Raw genomic sequence first — 17,014 nt, forward strand, 5'->3', positions numbered from 1 at the left:
CGCACCCGGCGCGCCGCCGCCTCGCTGCCCTCGCGCCGCTGCGCGGGCTCCGGCACCGGATGGCGCTCCGAGGTGAACGGCAGCCCCAGCTCCGCCGCGATCGCCGCCGCCCCCGCCGCCCGTTCGCCCGAGCCCGCGTCGAGCCCGTGGTCGACATGGAAGAGGTGGAGATCGACTCCCTGCCGCGGCGCGAGCTCAGCAAGCCCCGCCGCTAATGCCGTCGAATCGCCTCCTCCAGAAAACGCCACGACCCAAGGCCCGCGCGCGCCGAGCGCACGCTCGGCAGTGAGGAAGGAATCGAGAGTTTGCAGGATCATGCTTCAGCCGCCCCGCTGCTGGAGCCAGAAGGCGCGGGGGCTCAGAATCGACAGCGGCGCGCCGGGTGCGGCGTCGAGGAGATCTGCGTTGCCGGTGACGAGCGCCGCCGCGCCCGCAGCCAGGGCCGCTGCGAGGATCGGTTCGTCATCGGAATCGCGGAGCGCGATGGGGGAGAGAAGGTCTGGCTCGGTCTCGAACATGTGTGCCGCGAGGGTCGCGAGGATCTCGCCGATGAGTCCTTCTGGCAGGCCGATCTTTCCGCGCAGCGCCCGCTCGAGCTCGTCCAGAACCTGCCGGCTGACGACCAGTTCGTGCTGCGCGAGGATCAGGCGGAGGAGGTCGCTGCACAGCCCGCGCGTGGCGTAGGCCGCCACCAGCACGTTGGTGTCGACGAAAACCTTCACCTCAAGAGATTTCGCGGAAAACGTCCTCGTCCGTGAGATATCCGCGCGCCTCGGCATAAGGCAACACCCGCCGCCGCTGCTGCTCGAACTCGACCAGCGTCAACTGCCTCCGCAACGCCTCCCGAGCCAGCTCGCTGCGGCTCCGCCCGGTCTGCGCGACCAGCTTTTCGAGCAACGAATCGAGGTCAGGATCGAGGCGCAGGGTGAGGGTAGAACTCTTCATGTACGACATTGTAGTGCAAGATTCTCGTCTCAGAACACGGCGGCCTCCGGAGCGAACGTCGCCCCCGAACGGGGGGTTCTTGGTCCGGGTCGAGCAGCACGCGGGTCAATCGCGCCCCTCGAGTAGCTCGCACACGATCTCCGGCGTCACGACGCCGGCGTCGGGCTGGACTGGGAAAAGGAGGATCCCATTGCGCCGCGCGCCAGGCTCCGGCGCACTGAGCCCCTTGCGAGCGAGCTCGGAGACGACCTTCCCGATCGGAACGCCGCGGCGTTCCGCCAGAGCCCGAGCGGAGTCGAGAACGTCGTCGTCGAGAACGAGAGTCGTGCGCATGAGCCGAGAATTCAACATCTGATGCGTGATAGCAAGCATCAGGTGCACACTCCGGAGGCTCGCCGGCCCCTTTCTTTCCTCTCCGACGTCAGGCTGTGGAGCAGGGCTCTGCCGCGCCCGGGCGAACCGAGAGTTCCAGGGCGTATGGCATAATGTATGGCATGGTTCGGACCACGGTCTACCTCACCGAAGAGTTGAAGGCGGAGCTCGAGCTGGCGGCGGAGAAGTCCGGCGAGAGCGAAGCGGAGATCATCCGACGGGGGGTAGCGGCGGCGGTCGCGGAGATCGCCGCGAACGCCGCTCGTCGGCCGCGCATCCCGCTCTTCACCAGCAGCGACCCTGGGCTCGCCGAACGCGTCGACGAAGCGCTCGCCGGCTTCGGCGAACGATGATCCTTCTGGATACCAGTGGCCTGCTCGCCTGGATCGATGCCGGCCAGCGGCGGCACGGAGACGTCGCCGCCGCCATGGCGACGATCGCGCCCCCCTTCGTCCTCTCGCCGTTCGTCCTGGCAGAGATCGACTATCTGCTTGGGGAACGGGTCGGTCCGGCTGCCGAGCAGGCGCTTCTCGCGGAGATCGAAGGCGGAGCGTTCGAGCTGCCGCCATTCGACGCCGCGGATATCGGTGCCGCCCTGCGAGTCATCGAGCGCTACAGCGACTTCCCGCTCGGCCTCGCCGACGCCTCGCTCGTGGTCCTCTCCGAACGCTATCGAACGCTCTCGCTGCTCTCCCTCGACGAGCGCCATTTCCGCACCCTGCGCGGCCATCGCGGTCGCCCGTTCGAGCTGATTCCGGAAACGCGCTAGGCGGGGCTCGGCCGCGAAAAGCGGCGGAGGATTTTGGGCTGGATCGAAGCTGGTGGCGGTGGGTGGGATCGAACCACCGACCTAGCGATTATGAGTCGCTCGCTCTAACCCCTGAGCTACACCGCCGTGAATCGAAACGGGGAACGGGGGACGCGGGACCGGGACCGGCCCCGCGTCGAAGACAGTGGATTATATGGGAAGGCGGGGCGTTTTTCAGGCTTTGGCTTTGGTGTAGCGCTCGGCGACCTTGTCCCAGCGGACGGTGTTCCACCAGGCCTTCAAGTAGTCGGCGCGGCGGTTCTGGTAGTTCAGGTAGTAGGCGTGCTCCCAGACGTCGACGCCGAGGAGGGGGGTCTTGCCTTCGGCGAGCGGGCTGTCCTGGTTCGGGCGGGCGATGACGTCGAGCTTGCCGTCGGCCACCACCAGCCAGCCCCAGCCGGAGCCGAACTGGCCCATGGCTGCGGCGTTGACCTTCTCCTGCAGGGAGCTCAGCGAGCCGAAAGCCCCGTTGATCTCGGCCGCCAGCGGGCCGATCGGCGAGCCGCCGCCGTCGGGACCCATGATCTCCCAGAACAGCGAGTGGTTGGCGTGGCCGCCGCCGTGGTTCTTGACCGCCGTCTTGATGGCGTCGGGAACCGTGGCGAAGCCGCGCAGGAGGTCCTCGACCGGGAGCTTCGCGAGGTCGGCTTCGTTGGCCAGGGCCTTGTTCAGGTTGTCGACATAGGCCTGGTGGTGCTTGCCGTGGTGGATCTCCATCGTGCGCGCGTCGATGTGCGGCTCGAGCGCGTCGAAGGCGTAGGTCAGTTTGGGCAGTTCGTGCATAAGTGGTTCCTCCTCGCCGGCAGTATACTGCGCGCCAGTTTCCAGGGAAGTCAGGTGAACGCAGGTCACGGGTGCCTTTGGACCAGGGGGTTCGAATGCGTACGAAGGGATACTTCCGCTTTGCAGCCGCACTGGTCCTGCTCGCGACGCTGGTGGCGCCGGTCGCGCCGCTCGCCGCGCAGACGACCGGCGGCATCGTCGGCCGCGTCACCGACGAGAACGGGGGCGGCCTCCCCGGAGTGACCGTGCAGGTTGCGAGCCCGGTGCTCCAGGGCTCGCGCGTCTCGACGACCGACGCCGACGGCCACTATCGGCTGACGCTCCTGCCGCCCGGCGATTACGTCCTCACCTTCCAGCTCGCGGGCTTCGGCCCCGAGCAGCAGAAGACGCCGGTGGGGCTCGATCGCGATACGACGGTGAATACGAGCCTCAGGCCGTCCGAGGCCGAGGAGATCACCGTGGTGAGCGATTCGGCCGTCATCGACCTGCGCTCGACGACGCTCGGCATCAACCTCGACCAGCAGGCGATCGAGTCGCTGCCCACCGGCCGCAACTACAGCTCGATGGCGCAGCTCGTGCCCGGCGTCACCTCCGACGCCAATCCCGAGAACACCACGCAGTCGACGATCTCGGTCTACGGCTCCTCGGGCGCCGAGAACGTCTTCATCGTCGACGGCGTCAACACCACCGGCGTCGAGTACGGCTTCCAGGGCAAGGAGCTCAACTTCGAGTTCGTGCAGGCGATCGACATCAAGACCGGCGGCTACGAGGCCGAGTACGGGCGCTCGACGGGAGGCGTGATCAACGTCATCACCAAGTCGGGCGGCAACGAGTTCAAAGGCGACGCCTTCGTCTACTTCGACGACGATTCGCTGCAGGCGAGCCCCGATACGATCGTCTCCACCGCCGGCACGGTCGCCGGCTACGAGCGCCAGGATTTCGGCGTCGACCTCGGTGGCTACATCGTCAAGGACCGCCTCTGGTTCTTCGGCGCCTACGACCGCGTCTCGAATACGACGGACACGATCCTGCCGGCCGGTCCCGCCGCCGGCGAGATCGTCGAATCGACCAGCGACCGCGACCTCGCCGCCGCCAAGCTGACCTGGAACATCACCCCGGGCCAGTCGCTGGTCGGCACCTTCTTCCAGGACCCGCGCGACGATGCCGGGGCGATCAACGACAACGATCACAAGCTGAACGGCGAGCCGCTCACCTACCTCGGGCAGCAGTCCTACGGCGGCCAGGACTATGCCCTGCGCTATGACGGGCTTCTGGGCTCGAGCTGGATCCTCTCCGCCCAGATCTCGCGCCACGAGGAGGAGAACTCGATCGGGCCGGCCTCCGCCGCGGGCGACATCGTCGAGTTCCGCGACTCGGAGAACGACTCGTTCCAGACCGGCGGCTTCGGTCTCATCCAGCAGAAGGAGTTCCGGCGCGACGCCTACGGCGGCTCGATCGCCAAGTACCTCGACCGGCACGACTTGAAGTTCGGGCTCGAGTTCGAGGACCAGGAGGCGACCGTCGTCAAGCGCATGTCGGGCGGCCAGCGCGTCGACATCCTCGCCAACCCCGCGGGCGGACCGGACATCTACAGCCACTTCTACTGGACGACCCCGCTCGCCACGGTTGGTGACGCTCCGACCTCGGCGCTCGTGGCGCCGGTCGCGCACGAGAACACCGTCGCCTACCTGCAGGACCGCTGGCAGGTCACTCCGGCGCTCGGTCTGAATCTCGGTGTGCGGTGGGACCGGCAGGAGATCTTCGACCGCTTCGGGCGACGGGTCATCGACTTGAAGGACGACTACGCGCCGCGCTTGGGCTTCACCTGGGCGCCGGGCGCCGAGGGGCACTCGAAGGTCTACGGATCGTTCGGCCAGTACTACGAGCAGATTCCGATGGACCTCGTGATCCGCTCGTTCGCGCAGGAGCGCCAGGCGCGAGTCTTCAATTTCGACCCGTTCTCGACCCGACCCGACGCCGCCGCCGAAGCGGACCTCGGACGCGATTCGGTGATCCTCGGCGGCTTCACCGAAGAGGCCGACCCGAATCTGAAGAACCAGTACATCAACGAGTTCATCCTGGGCTACGAGCGCGAGGTCCTGCCGGACGTGGCGGTCGGCGTGAAGGGCATCTACCGCGAGTACGGCCGCGTCATCGAGGACTTCGTCTGTACCGACGCCTACGACTACTGCATCGGCAACCCCGGCAAGGGGATCATGCAGCGGATCTACACCTACGACGTCTCGACGACCTTCCCGGCGCCCGAGCCGAAGCGCGACTACAAGGGTCTGCAGCTCGACGCCACCAAGCGCTTCTCCGACAACTGGCAGGGGCTCGTCTCCTACGTCTACTCCAAGCTCGACGGCAACTTCGACGGCGAATACGCGCCGTTCACCAACGTCGGCGCCGATCCGAACATCTCGGCCGCCTACGACTACTACGATTTCTTCACCGACGGGCGCAACTTCGACCGCATCACCAACGACGGTCCGCTGTCGAACGACCGCCGTCACCAGTTCAAGTTCTCGGGCTACTTCGTGACCGGCTTCAAGATGACGGTCGGCGTCTCCGGCTACTACCGCACCGGCACGCCGCTCACCCGCTACGGCTTCTCGGACGGCTACGGGCGTTACGAGTTCTTTCTCTCGAAACGCGGCGCCGAGGGCCGCGCTCCGGACATCTACGAGGCCGACGTCCACCTCGGCTATCCGCTCGAGCTGGGGCCGATGACGCTCAACTTCATGCTCGACATCTTCAACATCCTCGATGCCCAGCGAGCGATCCTCATCGACCAGAGGTGGGGCTTCCAGGAGGCCGACAACGTCTCGCCGACGCCGGTCAATCCCGGCTACGGCAAGGCGATCCTGCGCACACCGCCGACCACGGCGCGGGTGGGGGTCCGGCTGAGCTTTTGACCGCCGGCAGCCCAGCGCGCACATTCCTGGGCCCCCTTGCGGGGGCCCTTTCGTTGTCGACGCTCGTTCTCGCGCTGGCCTGCGGGCGCGGCAACGACCTGGCTCCGACACCTACGACACCTCCGGCGGGCGACATCGCTGCGCCTTCCCGCTCGGTGCTCTTCGTCGGGCTCGACGGCGCCGACTGGCAGTTCCTCGAGCCGCTGATGGCCGCCGGCCGAATGCCGAACTTGGCGCGTCTCGTGAGCGCAGGCAGCGGGGGAGTGCTGGTCACCGAACAGCCGCCGCTCTCGCCGCTCCTGTGGACGACGATGATGACCGGGCGCGGGCCGCTCGAGCACCGCATCCTCGACTTCGTGCGCTTCCATGCCGAGACCGGTCGGCGCGAACCGATCACGAGCGACGAGCGGCAAGTGCCGGCGGTGTGGAATATCGCCTCGGAGGCAGGACGGGAGGTCGCGGTCATCGGGCTCTGGGCGACGTTTCCGGCGGAAGAAGCCAAAGGCCTGCTGGTAAGTAACGTATTCCTGTCCGCTCGTGAATCGGTGGAGCGCGCGCTGTCGCCGGCAAGCGAGAAGTCCTGGGCGGAAAGGGTTCGACAAGAAGGCACCGGCAGCGTCGATCTCGCGGCCATGCGGAGGCTGCTTCCCGATCTCTCGGCGGACGAGCTCGCCGCCGCCGTGTCGTCTTCGGATCCCTTTGCCGAGAAGGTTCCTGGCCTGAGGCAGGTGCTGGTGCAGACCGAGATCGTCCGACGGCTCGCGCTGGAATGGCTGGCAAAGCACCCGACGCGGCTGGCGGCGGTCTACTTCGAGGGCACGGACACGATCGGGCATCTCTTCGCGCCGTTCGTGGCTCCGCAGACAGCGGGCGTCGACGCTCGCGACGCCGCGCGCTTCGGACCGGTCCCGGAGCGCTACTTCGAGCTCCTCGACGGCGTTCTCGGCGAGCTCGCGGAGGTGGCGGCGCGCTCCGGTGCGGTGCTGATGCTCGCTTCGGACCATGGTTTCGAGTGGGGCGAAGGGCGGCCTGCGGGGCTCTCGAGTGTCGCGGGAGCCACGGCGGCGAAGTGGCATCGGTCGGATGGGATCTACCTGCTTGTCGGACCGGGTATTCCGGCACGGCCCGGACGCTCGGCGCGGGGGGGAGTGGCGCAGGTCGCTTCGACGCTGTTGGCGTTGATCGATCTTCCTGCGCCGCGCGGAGTGGCTCCGGCACTCGCGGAGGCCGGGCCGGCGCCCCTTCCCGCCGCAGATTCGCGACTCGAGGCGCGCCTCCCCGTCGCGGACTCGCGGCCCGAGGTGCACTTCAGCCACGACGAAGAGCTCCGGAAACTTCAGGCCCTGGGCTACCTGGGGGCCGGCCCGGAGAAAAGCGAGGGCCCGCGCCCCCACGGCACTCGCACGGCCGGTTCGTTCAGCAACGAGGCGCAGATTCTCGAAGGCCTCGGGCGGACGGCCGAGGCGATGCTCTGCTACGAACAGGCGCTCGAACAGGAGCCTGGCGATGTCGCGGCAAAGTGGAACCTTTCCAATCTCCTGTTCGAAGAGGAGCGGGATGCCGTGCGCTCCGACCGCCTGCTCGTCGAGGCGTTCCAGGGCGGACTGCCGGCGGGCGGCGAGCTCATTGTGGCGCGCGCCGCGCTCTGGCGCGAGCGCGGCCGGCTCGATCGCGCCCGCGCGCTGCTCGATGCCGCCGTCGCGGGGAGGCCGGCCCACGTTGCGCTGCGGCTCTTCCGCGGCCGCGCGCGCATCGAGCAGGGCGACTGCGGTGGGGCCGCCGCGGACTTCGCGGAGGCGGTGCGGCGCGACGAAGCACGCGCCGGCTCGTGGGCGGCGCTCGCCACTGCGCACCTCTGCCTGGGCGAGCGGGCCGCCGCCCGCCGGGCCTTCGAACGCGCCGTGGCGCTCGCCCCGGAGCGCGAAGAACTGCGGCGCGCGCTCACATCGCTCGATGCGATCGACGAGCCGCGTCCCCGGCGTTGACTCGGGGACCTCCGGTTCCATACAATGCACCGGCTCGGGCAGGGGAGGTTAGCTCAGTGGTAGAGCACCTGCCTTACACGCAGGGTGTCGTGGGTTCAAGCCCCTCACCTCCCACCATTTGAGGGAGGCCTCCGAGCTGCAGGAGTCATCAGAGGGGCAGAGGGTCAGAAGGGATCATCGCGGGGTCGTAGTTCAGCTGGTTAGAACGCCTGCCTGTCACGCAGGAGGTCGCGGGTTCGAGTCCCGTCGGCCCCGCCAGTTCTAAGTTTCGATTTCGGAAGTCAGACGGGGAGTTTGCAAGATGCGCGACAAGATCAAGTTGGTTTCTTCGGCCGGAACGGGTTACTTCTACACCACCACGAAGAACAAGAAGGCCTCCAGTGAGAAGCTGCGCATGAAGAAGTACGATCCGAAGGTGCGCCAGCACGTCGAGTTCGTCGAAGAGAAGCTGCGCTAGCGCAGTGACGCGAGGGCAGGCGCCGACCGGCGCCCCGATCCGCCCGCTCCTGCTCCGGGGCGGCACGATCCTCTCCCTCGATGCCGTAGCTTCGGTCCACCCCCACACCGACGTTCTGCTCGAAGCGGGCCGCATTGCGGCTCTCGGGCAGGGCCTCGTCGCGCCCGGGCATGCCCGGACCCTCGACGTCACCGGACACCTGCTACTCCCCGGCCTCATCCAGGGACACCTTCATCTCGGTCAGACCCTGTTCCGCGGCCTCGCCGAGGAGCGCGCCCTCCTGCCCTGGTTGCGCGAGCGCATCTGGCCGCTCGAGGCCGCCCACAACGACGAGACCGCCTACTGTTCGGGCCGGCTCGGCGCCGCCGAGTGCCTGCTCGGCGGCACGACGACGATCCAGGACATCGGCCTCGGGCCCGGGATCGAGGGTCTCTTGGCGGCAATTGCCGAGTCCGGCCTCCGCGCCACCGCCGGCAAATGCCTGATGGACGAAGGCCTCGGCCTCCCGCCCGGCCTCTGCGAGCCCGCGGCGGCGAGCCTCGCGCACGCCGTCGAGCTCGGCGAACGCTTCGAGCGCGAAGGGGGCGGGCGTCTGCGGGCGGTGCTCAATCCGCGCTTCGCCCTCTCCTGCTCCGACGGACTCTGGCGGCAGGTCGTCGAGGCCTCGCGGGCACTGGACTGGCCCGTGCACACCCACGCGCTCGAGCAGCGCGCCGAGGGTCGCGCCGTCCGACGCGAGAAGCAGGGGCGCGACGAGATCGAGTACTTCGCCGACCTCGGTCTCCTCGAGCGTGACCTTCGCATCGCACACGGCGTCTGGTTGCGACCGCGGCACTTTGCCCGGGTCGCCGGCCGGCGCTTCGGCGTCGTGCACTGTCCGGGCTCCAACCTCAAGCTGGGCTCCGGGCTCGCGCCCGTGGTGGCGATCCGGCGCGCCGGGATTCCGGTCGGTATCGGAGCCGACGGCGCGGCCTGCAACAACCGGCTCGACGCCTGGTCGGAGCTGCGTCTCGCGGCGCAGTTGGCGAGCGTGCGTAGCGGTCCGGGCAGCCTCTCGGGACTCGAGGCTCTGCGCCTCGCGACCAGCGAAGGGGCGCGCGTCCTCGGACTCGCGGACGAGATCGGTTCGATCGAGGTCGGCAAGCGGGCCGATCTGCTGGTCCTGCGCACCGACCAGCCCGAGCTCGCCGGCGCGGCGGAGATGGACCCGCACGATCGCGTCGCCTTCGGCGCCTCGCCTGCCGCCGTCCGGCACGTGACGGTCGACGGCGAGCTCCTGGTCGAGGACGGGCGGTTGCGGCGCTGGGAGCTCTCGGAGGTTCTGGACGCGGCAGAGGGCGCGACGGCGACACTTCTGGCGCGCGCCGCGCTCTTGTGACCCCGACTGCCCCATCGGGCCCTCGCGGTGCACAGTAGTAACTACCCTTGCCTCCCAGGCAGTCCGGTGCCAGTCTTGGCGCTGGATCGTGCAGTCCCCTCGCCCTCCGGGCGGCGGAGAAACCCCTTGGAGGTAGCGATGCGGTATTCGACTCGGCTGGCGCTTCTGGGCATCCTGACGGCTGGGCTGGCGGCGCAGGCGTCCGCGGGTCTGGCGTCGAGCAGTTGCAGCAGCGGTGCGTCCCCGGCGGCGACGCTGCTCGTCCCATATTTCGAGGTCGACCTCACCTCGACCAGCGGCCTGACCACGCTCCTCGCCGTGACGAATGCCGGCGCGCAGTCGACCCTCGCCCATGTCGTCGTGTGGACCGACTGGGGGGTGCCGACCCTCATGTTCGACCTGTTTCTGGCCGCCGACGACGTGCAGTCGATCAACCTGCGCGACCTCTTCGCGGGGCAGCTCCCCGAGACGGGCGGCGGCGCCTTCGCCGGCTGCACGAATCCGTTGCAACTGCCCGCTCTCGACGCAGTCGCGATCGCCAAGCTGCGGCAGCAGCACACCGGCCAGCCGGATGCCCAGGGGAACTGTGCCGGCAGCGGGAGGTCCGGTGCCCTTGTCGCCACCGGCTTCGTGACCATCGATGTCGCCCAGGCCTGTTCGGCCGAGATCACGTATCCGGGGCACAGCGGCTACTTCGCGGCCGGCGGCACGGGTATTGCGGGCAACGCCAACGTGCTGGTGGGGGACTTCTTCCTCGTCGACACCGGTGAGGATTTCGCACAGGGCAACGAAGCCGTCCACATTCTGGCGGACGAGGCCCGGTTCGGCGGCCAGCCGGCGACGTTCTACGGCGCCTGGGTGGCTCACAGCGGCGCCGACGCACGCGTCCCTCTCGGCACGCGTTATCGCTCGCGCTACCTGAACGGCGGCGCCTTTTCCGGCGGCACCGATCTGATCGTCTGGGTCGAGCCGAGCCTGGCGCGACCAGAGGCGGTCGTTTGCGGCGAGCGGACGAGCTTCGTCGATCCCTGCCAGTACCTGCAGACCACCGCCTTCAACGAGGCGGCCGCGGGTCAGGCGCCGGTCAAGGACTTCGTCGTCACCGAGATCGCGACGCGTCTCCAAGTCGGCAGCATCGAGGTTCCGGTCGTCGCGCCGTTCGGTTTCATCGACCTCGAGAACCGGGTTCAGGTGGGCTGCCTCTCCGAGCCGGCCGGCGACTTCCCGCTGCAGAGCTGGGTGATGCCGATCTCCAGCGCCTCCGGGCGCTTCAGCCTCGGACTGAACGCCTTCCGCACGGCGGACGAGCTCTGTCTGCCCGCGGCTCCCTGACCCGTCCGATTCGCGAAAGGGGCCATTCATGGTGAGACTCCCGCGTCCAATCAAGGTCTCGACTCTTGTCACCTGCCTTCTGTTCGTGGGTCTCGCCGCGCGGTCGGACGGCGGTGCCTTCGAGAGCGCCTGCACGGGCGACCCCGTACCCGCGGCGACGCTGCTCATTCCGTACTTCGAAATCGACCTCGCCGACACGAACGGTAAGACGACGCTCATCTCCGTGACCAACGCGGGCGGGCAGGCGACGCTCGCGCACCTCGTGCTGTGGACCGATTGGGGGCTGCCGACGCTGGCCTTCGATCTCTTTCTCGCCGCGAACGACGTGCAGTCGGTCAATCTGCGCGACCTCTTTGCCGGCGCCCTGCCGGTGACGGGAGGGGGCTCCTTCGCCGGCTGCACGAATCCGCTCGTTCTGCCCACGCTCGACGACGCGGCGCTCGAAGCGCTCCGACGGCAGCACACCGGCCAGCCCGACGGCCAGCAGCGCTGCGCCGGGAGCGGCCGGGCAGGGGCCAACATCGCGCTCGGCTATCTGACGATCGATGTCGTCCAGGCCTGTTCGCCGACGATTCACTTCCCCACGAGCAACGGCTACTTCGAGGCCGGCGGCTCAGGGATCGCGGCCAATGACAACGTGCTGCTCGGTGACTTCTTTCTCGTCGATGCGGCGGCGAACCTAGCGCAGGGCGGCGAGGCGGCGCACATCGTGGCCGACGAAGCTCGCTTCGGCGGGCGGACCCAGACCTTCTACAGTCGGTGGATCGATCGCACCGGGGAGGACGCCCGCGCTCCTCTGGGTACGCAGTACCGCGCGCGGTTTCTCAACGGCGGTCTGTTTTCGGGTGGCACCGATCTCGCGGTCTGGGCCGAGCCGAGCCTGGCGCTTCCGGCGGCCGTGCTCTGCGACGAGCGTGAGGAATCGGTCGACGTCTGCCAGCTTCTGAGCTACTCCGTATTCGACGAGGCGGGTGCCGGGCAGGAGTTGCCGACCGAGGCACTGGTCACCGAGGTCACGGCGCGCATTCCCGTCGGCGGAACGGAGATTCCTACCGCGATTCAGTTCGGCTTCGTGGACGTAGCAAACCGGGAGTTGCGCGGATGCGACTTTTCGATCGGGCAGCCGCCGATCCAGGTTGTGCCGCTGCAGAGCTACGTCGTCGCGCTCCATAGTGCGTCGGGCCGGTTCGCCGTCGGCTTCAATGCCGCGCGGACCCGCGACGAGCTCTGTCAGGCGCCCTGAGCCGCTACCGCGGCTCGCCGGCGTCCTGGCCGGCGCTTGGACCGAAGACCTGGCTGGAGACTTGGTCCCCAGCGCGAGAAGGAGTACACTAAAGGTGTTCCTGGATGGCCGAGCCGCTCGCGCGCGCTCGGCTCTTTGTTTTTCCGGCGTCTCCGCTCCACAACCTCCAAGGAGCGGAGAATGTCAGTCACCCCTATCGCGTCGTCTGCAAGGTCCACACTCCCGGCCGGTTTCCCCGATTCGAGCTCCGCCGCGCGAGCGGCAGGCAGTCCGCGGCCGTCGGCGATCGCCCATCGCACGCCGGTCGATCGAGTCTCCTCGCCCGATCTGTTCCGCGTCTGCGCCGCCGGAACCTGCGAGCGCTCCTGGCGGGAGTTCGTGGCGCGTTTTCATTCGCGCCTCGTGATCGCCGTCCGGCGGTCGTTACTGCGCCTGGGCGGCCCCGGAGCGGAGGCCGAGCCGGCGGAGGACCTCGTGCAGGAGGTCTACTGCCGGCTGCTCGGTGGCGGCGGCAGCGGCCGGCCGCGGCAGTTCCGCGGCAGCAGCGAGGCGCAGTTGATGAGCTATCTCCAACGGGTCGCGGTGAGCGTGGTCGTCGATGCGCATCGCGCGACCCTGGCCCAGAAGCGGGCGGGCGGGCGTCTGGTCGTCCTGGAGGAGTGGAGGCTGACGCCGCTTTCCGGATGCAACGATGTGATTGGACCGGAAGACCGACTGCTGGCTGGCGAACGGCGGCGGGACTTTCTGCAGATCTGCCGTCGGGCGCTCGGCCGGAACGCGACTGCGGCCACCCTGCAGATCGCACGGCTGGCTCTGCTCGAAGGCTGGACCAGCCGGGAGATCGCTGCCGTGCTCGGCGGCAGGCTGGGTGTCGCCGCAGTCAACTCGATCATCTACCGCCTGCGGCGCAAGCTGTTGGGTCACGGAGTCGAGCTGCCGCGGCGCGACCGGCGCGCCGCGATCGCCGCGACCGCCGATACCGGCGCGAGACCGCAGGCGGAGCGCGCCTCCCCGGCTTGCCGCTGCGGCTCGCCCGGCCTCGAGCCGTAACTCGCCAACCGGGCGCGACCGGCATTCTCCAGGTCGGTCCTCGCGGGTTCCGGATGCCGGGCCCGCGGGGAAAGCGCGCCGCTGCACAGCCGTTTGTGCTTGCCTGCACAGTGGATTGTGCGTCCTGCGGCCTGTGGAATTTTCCCGCTGGAAGACTTATGTGCTGTATTCACTTGACTTTCCGGAGATTCCCGCACACACTACGCGAAGTTCAGACGAAGGAGATCGAGATGCGGCGCAAACTCTGCTTTCTCTTGGGCTTGACTCTGTCCTTGGCCGGCCTTCCCGCCTTTGCGGCCGCTCCCTTCGGCCATGTCGAGGGCATCCACGGCGGCGGCAACGCCGGCGGCGGGCTCCTCCCGATCACCGGCTGGGCGCTGGACGACGACGGTGTCGAGCGCGTCGAGCTCTATGTCGACGGCGTGGTCGCCGGCATGACGGACTACGGCCGCAATCGCCCCGACGTCGAGCTCATCTTCCCGGGCTATCCCGACGGCGCCCTGGTGGGATTCGGCATGTTCCTGGATTCGACGCGCTACACCAACGATCTGCACCAGATCTCGGCGCGGGTGACCAGCAACAGCGGCGAGCGGACCTGGCTCAACGCGGTCACGATTCAGATCAACAACAACAGCTCGAACCTCGCGCCGTTCGGCGCCATCACCTTCCCCAATCCGAGCAGTGAGCTCTATGGCACCTGCGACCTCGACGACCTCACCCCCCGGTTGAGCGTCATCAGCGGATGGGCGCTCGATGCCGGGATCGAGACCGGAGACACCGGTGTCAAGTACGTCGAGCTGCTGATCAATGGCGGCCTCTACGCGAACACGGTGATCAGCTGCTTCAGCGACCCCTATTGGGGTGGGCTGACGAACTGCTACGGCCTGCAGAGCCTCGACGTCGAGCGCATCTTCCCGACGGTCGCGAATTCGCCTCATGCCCGCTTCCGCTTCGTGCTCGACGTCGGTTGGCTGATCTCGGAGATCGGTTACTCGCAGGGCTTCCACGAGCTGACGATCCGCGCCGGCGACTACTTCGGCAACGTTGCCAACATCGCCGAGATTCCAGTTTCCTTCTTCTGCGACGAGAACACCGGCAACGCGGGCGCGATCGGCTTCATCGACGGGCCCGACAACGGCGCGATCATCGACGGCATCACCGAGATCTGGGGCTGGGCACTCGACCCCGAAGGGATCTCGGCGGTGCAGATCTGGCTCGACGGCGAGTGGGTGGGCGATGCCGCCTACGGCCTCGGGCGCCCGGATGTCAGCTCGGTCTATCCCGGCTATCCGAACAGCCTTGCTCCGGGCTGGGCGTACTTCCTCGACACCGGCCTGACCTCGGACGGTCAGCATCACGTCCAGGCGGTGGCGGTCGACATCTTCGGTGGCACGAGCATCGTCGGCGAGCGCTACTTCGAGATCCGCAACGAAGCTCCCTGACGCCTCGCGCAGCTCACAGCAGGAAGAGAAGGCCGGCGCTCGCGCCGGCCTTTTTCGTTTTCTGCGTGGGCGACGCATGCGTCGCCCCTACACTCCAGTTCCGGTGAAAGTCGGAGACATATAGCGGCGGGACGTTGGGGACATATTGCGGCCGCTCGTCCGAGGCGACGACCAGCGGTCGCCGAAGCCGCTATGTGTCCCCTGGCGCCCCGTGTGCGTCGAGTGAAACTGCGCCGCGGCGGTGGCGGGGCACTCCGCTGAAAGTCGGGGACATATTGCGGCCACTCGTCCGAGGCGACGACCAACGGTCGCCGAAGCCGCTATGTGTCCCCTAGCGCCGCCCCTGCGGTGAACCCAGTGCTACGCGGCGGAGACGGGGCACTCCGGCGCTCGTGAATCCAGGGCGGGCTCCTATTTGAAGCGTGGTCGCCCACCCTGGATTCACGAGCGCCGGAGCGCCCCAATGAGGCGAGAAGCCTGCAGAGTCGGCGACATCTTGCCGGAAGTCGGGGACATATTGCGGCCGAGCGGCTGAGCCCGGGACCAGCGGCTGCCGCAGCCGCTATGTGTCCCCTCCCACTGCCCGACGGGACCCCGGGCGAATGCCCTGAGGTCCGGAGAAAACGCTGAGTCTGCGGCGCTCTACGGTCGACCGAGGTTCGACGCCGCCACGTGCGGCTTCTTCTCCAGCCGGAGCCGTTCGGCGAGGAGGGCTTCGGCGCGCGGGAAGAGGCCGAGGGCCGCCTGGATCTGGGCGTCGCCCTCACTCTGCACCTGGTGCGAGGCCTCGATTCCGAAGCGCGAGGCGAAGATCTCGGCGCGGATCTGGCGCAGGGCGTAGATGCGTTCCGCCTCGTTCTCGAAGCCCTTGTCGAGATCCTCGACGGTATCGATCTTCTGCTCGACGACCCACTTGCGGAACTCGGCGAGCACGGTGTCGTCCGGCCGCCAGTCGCGGGTGATCTCGGGGTGCCGGCGATCGTAGTCGACGCCGAAGCCGAAGAAGGCCGAGCGTCCGAGGAGGAACTGCAGGAACGGCGCGATCTCCGTCGACTGCACTTCGACGTCCGGGGTGATGCCGCCGCCGCCGTAGACCTTGCGGCCGAGGTCGGTCGAGTAGGCTTCGGTTGCCGGTGGCTCCACCTTGGCGTGCGGAGCGTCGTCGCCGGGCTCGAGGCCGTTCCGGGTGTAGTAGTCGAAGTAGGAGCTGTAGTCGCGCTGGATCAGGCGCCCCGACGGTGTGTAGTACTTGGCGGTGGTGAGCGCCAGGCCGGCGCCGTAGGACAGGCCGTAGACCGTCTGCACCAGCCCCTTGCCCCACGTCGGCGTGCCGACCACGAGCCCGATGTCGTGGTCCTGGATGCCGCCGGAGAGGATCTCGGCGGCCGAAGCGGTGCCGCTGTTGACCAGCACGACCACCGGGTCGGCGATCGGCGCGTGGCTGCCGTCGGCGGAGTAGGACTGGGCGGAATCGGCGGTGCGACCGCGAGTGACCACCACCGTCGAGCCGTCCGGCAGGAACTGGTCGGCGACGTCCACCGCCTGGTCGAGTAGGCCGCCGCCGTTGTTGCGCAGGTCGAGCAGCAGCCGCTTCATCCCTTCCGCCTTGAGCTTGGCGAGCGCTTTCTCCACCTCGCTGGACGTCGAGCGGGTGAAGTCGCTGATCGAGATGTAGCCGGTGTCGGGCGCAATCATGTAGGCGTAGCGCACGGTGGTCTGCGGAATCTCGGCCCGGGTCACGGCGAGCTCGAGCGGCTCCTCGAGGCCGGCGCGCAGGATCGAGATCCGCACCTGCGTACCCTTGGGACCCTTGAGGCGGGAGACCGCCTCGTCGATCGACAACTTGTCGGTGGGCTCGTCCTCGATGCGCTGAATGACGTCGCCGGCGCGGATCCCCAGGCGCGAGGCGGGCGTGCCGTCGATCGGCGCGATCACGGTCAGTCGGCCGTTGCGCACGCCGACCAGGATGCCGAGACCGAAAAAGCTCGCCTGCTGCTTCTCGCGCATCGAGGAGTAGGCGGTCGGCGGCAGGAAACTGGTGTGCGGATCGAGGGTCCGCAGCATGCCGTTGATCGAGGAGTAGACGAGGTCGCGGAAATGGACTTCGCCTGCGTACTGCGACCGCGCCGCCTGAAGCAGCTCGGTGTAGAGCTTCAGGTTGTTGCGTGCGTCCTCTCCCAGGGCGAGCAGCCGGTTGCCGGCCAGCCCGCCGACCAGAGTCGCGAGAAGGAACAGGAGAGTCGCAGCGAGCCGCCACGGTCGACGCATGGGGCGATCCTAACATGTGAAAAGCAGCGCCCTTCG

At 68.2% G+C, this 17,014-nt stretch carries 16 protein-coding genes and 3 tRNA genes; 12 read left to right on the forward strand and 7 right to left on the reverse strand.

All coding sequences use genetic code 11. The annotated features are described in order from the left end of the window. The 4 genes from KBI44_18560 to KBI44_18575 all read right to left on the reverse strand — a co-directional run. On the reverse strand, window positions 1-317 hold a 317-nt coding region (locus KBI44_18560; GenBank protein ID MBP9146489.1), incomplete at its 3' end, for a hypothetical protein. Between the two features lie 3 nt (window positions 318-320). Then, the gene (locus KBI44_18565; GenBank protein MBP9146490.1) at window positions 321-722 is read right to left on the reverse strand and encodes a putative toxin-antitoxin system toxin component, PIN family; all 402 of its coding nucleotides are present in this window, start codon (window positions 720-722) and stop codon (window positions 321-323) included. A 1-nt stretch (window position 723) separates the two neighbouring features. Next, on the reverse strand, window positions 724-945 hold the full coding sequence (locus KBI44_18570) for a ribbon-helix-helix protein, CopG family (GenBank protein MBP9146491.1): 222 nt from the start codon (window positions 943-945) through the stop codon (window positions 724-726). 105 nt (window positions 946-1,050) lie between these two features. Continuing rightward, complete coding sequence (locus KBI44_18575; GenBank protein MBP9146492.1) at window positions 1,051-1,278, reverse strand: CopG family transcriptional regulator; 228 nt, start codon at window positions 1,276-1,278, stop codon at window positions 1,051-1,053. Window positions 1,279-1,439: 161 nt separating this feature from the next. On the opposite strand from KBI44_18575, the gene KBI44_18580 reads away from it, so the two are divergent. Then, complete coding sequence (locus KBI44_18580; GenBank protein ID MBP9146493.1) at window positions 1,440-1,670, forward strand: ribbon-helix-helix protein, CopG family; 231 nt, start codon at window positions 1,440-1,442, stop codon at window positions 1,668-1,670. Further along, the gene (locus KBI44_18585) at window positions 1,667-2,086 is read left to right on the forward strand and encodes a PIN domain-containing protein (protein ID MBP9146494.1); all 420 of its coding nucleotides are present in this window, start codon (window positions 1,667-1,669) and stop codon (window positions 2,084-2,086) included. The genes KBI44_18580 and KBI44_18585 overlap by 4 nt, the downstream gene beginning before the upstream one ends. 50 nt (window positions 2,087-2,136) lie before the next feature. Here KBI44_18585 and KBI44_18590 read toward each other — a convergent pair. Beyond that, window positions 2,137-2,212: transfer RNA gene (locus KBI44_18590), tRNA-Met, on the reverse strand. 87 nt (window positions 2,213-2,299) lie between these two features. After that, complete coding sequence (locus tag KBI44_18595; GenBank protein ID MBP9146495.1) at window positions 2,300-2,908, reverse strand: superoxide dismutase; 609 nt, start codon at window positions 2,906-2,908, stop codon at window positions 2,300-2,302. A 95-nt stretch (window positions 2,909-3,003) separates the two neighbouring features. On the opposite strand from KBI44_18595, the gene KBI44_18600 reads away from it, so the two are divergent. The 10 genes from KBI44_18600 (at window position 3,004) to KBI44_18645 (ending at window position 14,710) form a co-directional block, all read left to right on the forward strand. Then, window positions 3,004-5,823, forward strand: coding sequence for a TonB-dependent receptor (locus KBI44_18600; GenBank protein ID MBP9146496.1), 2,820 nt, complete (start codon window positions 3,004-3,006; stop codon window positions 5,821-5,823). A gap of 53 nt (window positions 5,824-5,876) precedes the next feature. Beyond that, complete coding sequence (locus tag KBI44_18605; GenBank protein MBP9146497.1) at window positions 5,877-7,808, forward strand: alkaline phosphatase family protein; 1,932 nt, start codon at window positions 5,877-5,879, stop codon at window positions 7,806-7,808. A 42-nt stretch (window positions 7,809-7,850) separates the two neighbouring features. After that, a tRNA-Val gene (locus KBI44_18610) sits at window positions 7,851-7,925 on the forward strand. Between the two features lie 64 nt (window positions 7,926-7,989). Next, a tRNA-Asp gene (locus KBI44_18615) sits at window positions 7,990-8,066 on the forward strand. 43 nt (window positions 8,067-8,109) lie between these two features. After that, the gene (rpmG, locus tag KBI44_18620; GenBank protein ID MBP9146498.1) at window positions 8,110-8,265 is read left to right on the forward strand and encodes a 50S ribosomal protein L33; all 156 of its coding nucleotides are present in this window, start codon (window positions 8,110-8,112) and stop codon (window positions 8,263-8,265) included. A gap of 4 nt (window positions 8,266-8,269) precedes the next feature. After that, entirely contained in the window at window positions 8,270-9,643 is a 1,374-nt protein-coding gene (locus KBI44_18625) for an amidohydrolase family protein (GenBank protein ID MBP9146499.1), read from the forward strand. Window positions 9,644-9,781: 138 nt separating this feature from the next. Continuing rightward, the gene (locus tag KBI44_18630) at window positions 9,782-10,975 is read left to right on the forward strand and encodes a hypothetical protein (protein MBP9146500.1); all 1,194 of its coding nucleotides are present in this window, start codon (window positions 9,782-9,784) and stop codon (window positions 10,973-10,975) included. Window positions 10,976-11,003: 28 nt separating this feature from the next. Further along, complete coding sequence (locus tag KBI44_18635) at window positions 11,004-12,218, forward strand: hypothetical protein (protein MBP9146501.1); 1,215 nt, start codon at window positions 11,004-11,006, stop codon at window positions 12,216-12,218. Between the two features lie 180 nt (window positions 12,219-12,398). After that, complete coding sequence (locus KBI44_18640) at window positions 12,399-13,268, forward strand: sigma-70 family RNA polymerase sigma factor (GenBank protein MBP9146502.1); 870 nt, start codon at window positions 12,399-12,401, stop codon at window positions 13,266-13,268. A gap of 230 nt (window positions 13,269-13,498) precedes the next feature. Then, window positions 13,499-14,710: a hypothetical protein gene (locus KBI44_18645; GenBank protein MBP9146503.1), complete on the forward strand. Its 1,212-nt coding sequence runs from the start codon at window positions 13,499-13,501 to the stop codon at window positions 14,708-14,710. A 642-nt stretch (window positions 14,711-15,352) separates the two neighbouring features. On the opposite strand, the gene KBI44_18650 is transcribed toward KBI44_18645, so the two are convergent. Beyond that, window positions 15,353-16,978: a S41 family peptidase gene (locus KBI44_18650; GenBank protein ID MBP9146504.1), complete on the reverse strand. Its 1,626-nt coding sequence runs from the start codon at window positions 16,976-16,978 to the stop codon at window positions 15,353-15,355. Window positions 16,979-17,014: the final 36 nt, after the last annotated feature.

Source organism: Thermoanaerobaculia bacterium (assembly GCA_018057705.1).
GTDB lineage: Bacteria > Acidobacteriota > Thermoanaerobaculia > Multivoradales > JAGPDF01 > JAGPDF01.

Excerpts from the sequence above, each read along its gene's own strand:
- KBI44_18635 (MBP9146501.1), top strand. The coding sequence starts at position 11,004 with ATGGTGAGACTCCCGCGTCCAATCAAGGTCTCGACTCTTGTCACCTGC.
- KBI44_18575 (MBP9146492.1), bottom strand. The coding sequence starts at position 1,278 with ATGCGCACGACTCTCGTTCTCGACGACGACGTTCTCGACTCCGCTCGG.
- KBI44_18600 (MBP9146496.1), top strand. The coding sequence starts at position 3,004 with ATGCGTACGAAGGGATACTTCCGCTTTGCAGCCGCACTGGTCCTGCTC.
- KBI44_18585 (MBP9146494.1), top strand. The coding sequence starts at position 1,667 with ATGATCCTTCTGGATACCAGTGGCCTGCTCGCCTGGATCGATGCCGGC.
- KBI44_18630 (MBP9146500.1), top strand. The coding sequence starts at position 9,782 with ATGCGGTATTCGACTCGGCTGGCGCTTCTGGGCATCCTGACGGCTGGG.
- KBI44_18650 (MBP9146504.1), bottom strand. The coding sequence starts at position 16,978 with ATGCGTCGACCGTGGCGGCTCGCTGCGACTCTCCTGTTCCTTCTCGCG.
- KBI44_18595 (MBP9146495.1), bottom strand. The coding sequence starts at position 2,908 with ATGCACGAACTGCCCAAACTGACCTACGCCTTCGACGCGCTCGAGCCG.
- KBI44_18640 (MBP9146502.1), top strand. The coding sequence starts at position 12,399 with ATGTCAGTCACCCCTATCGCGTCGTCTGCAAGGTCCACACTCCCGGCC.
- KBI44_18570 (MBP9146491.1), bottom strand. The coding sequence starts at position 945 with ATGAAGAGTTCTACCCTCACCCTGCGCCTCGATCCTGACCTCGATTCG.
- rpmG (MBP9146498.1), top strand. The coding sequence starts at position 8,110 with ATGCGCGACAAGATCAAGTTGGTTTCTTCGGCCGGAACGGGTTACTTC.
- KBI44_18580 (MBP9146493.1), top strand. The coding sequence starts at position 1,440 with ATGGTTCGGACCACGGTCTACCTCACCGAAGAGTTGAAGGCGGAGCTC.
- KBI44_18645 (MBP9146503.1), top strand. The coding sequence starts at position 13,499 with ATGCGGCGCAAACTCTGCTTTCTCTTGGGCTTGACTCTGTCCTTGGCC.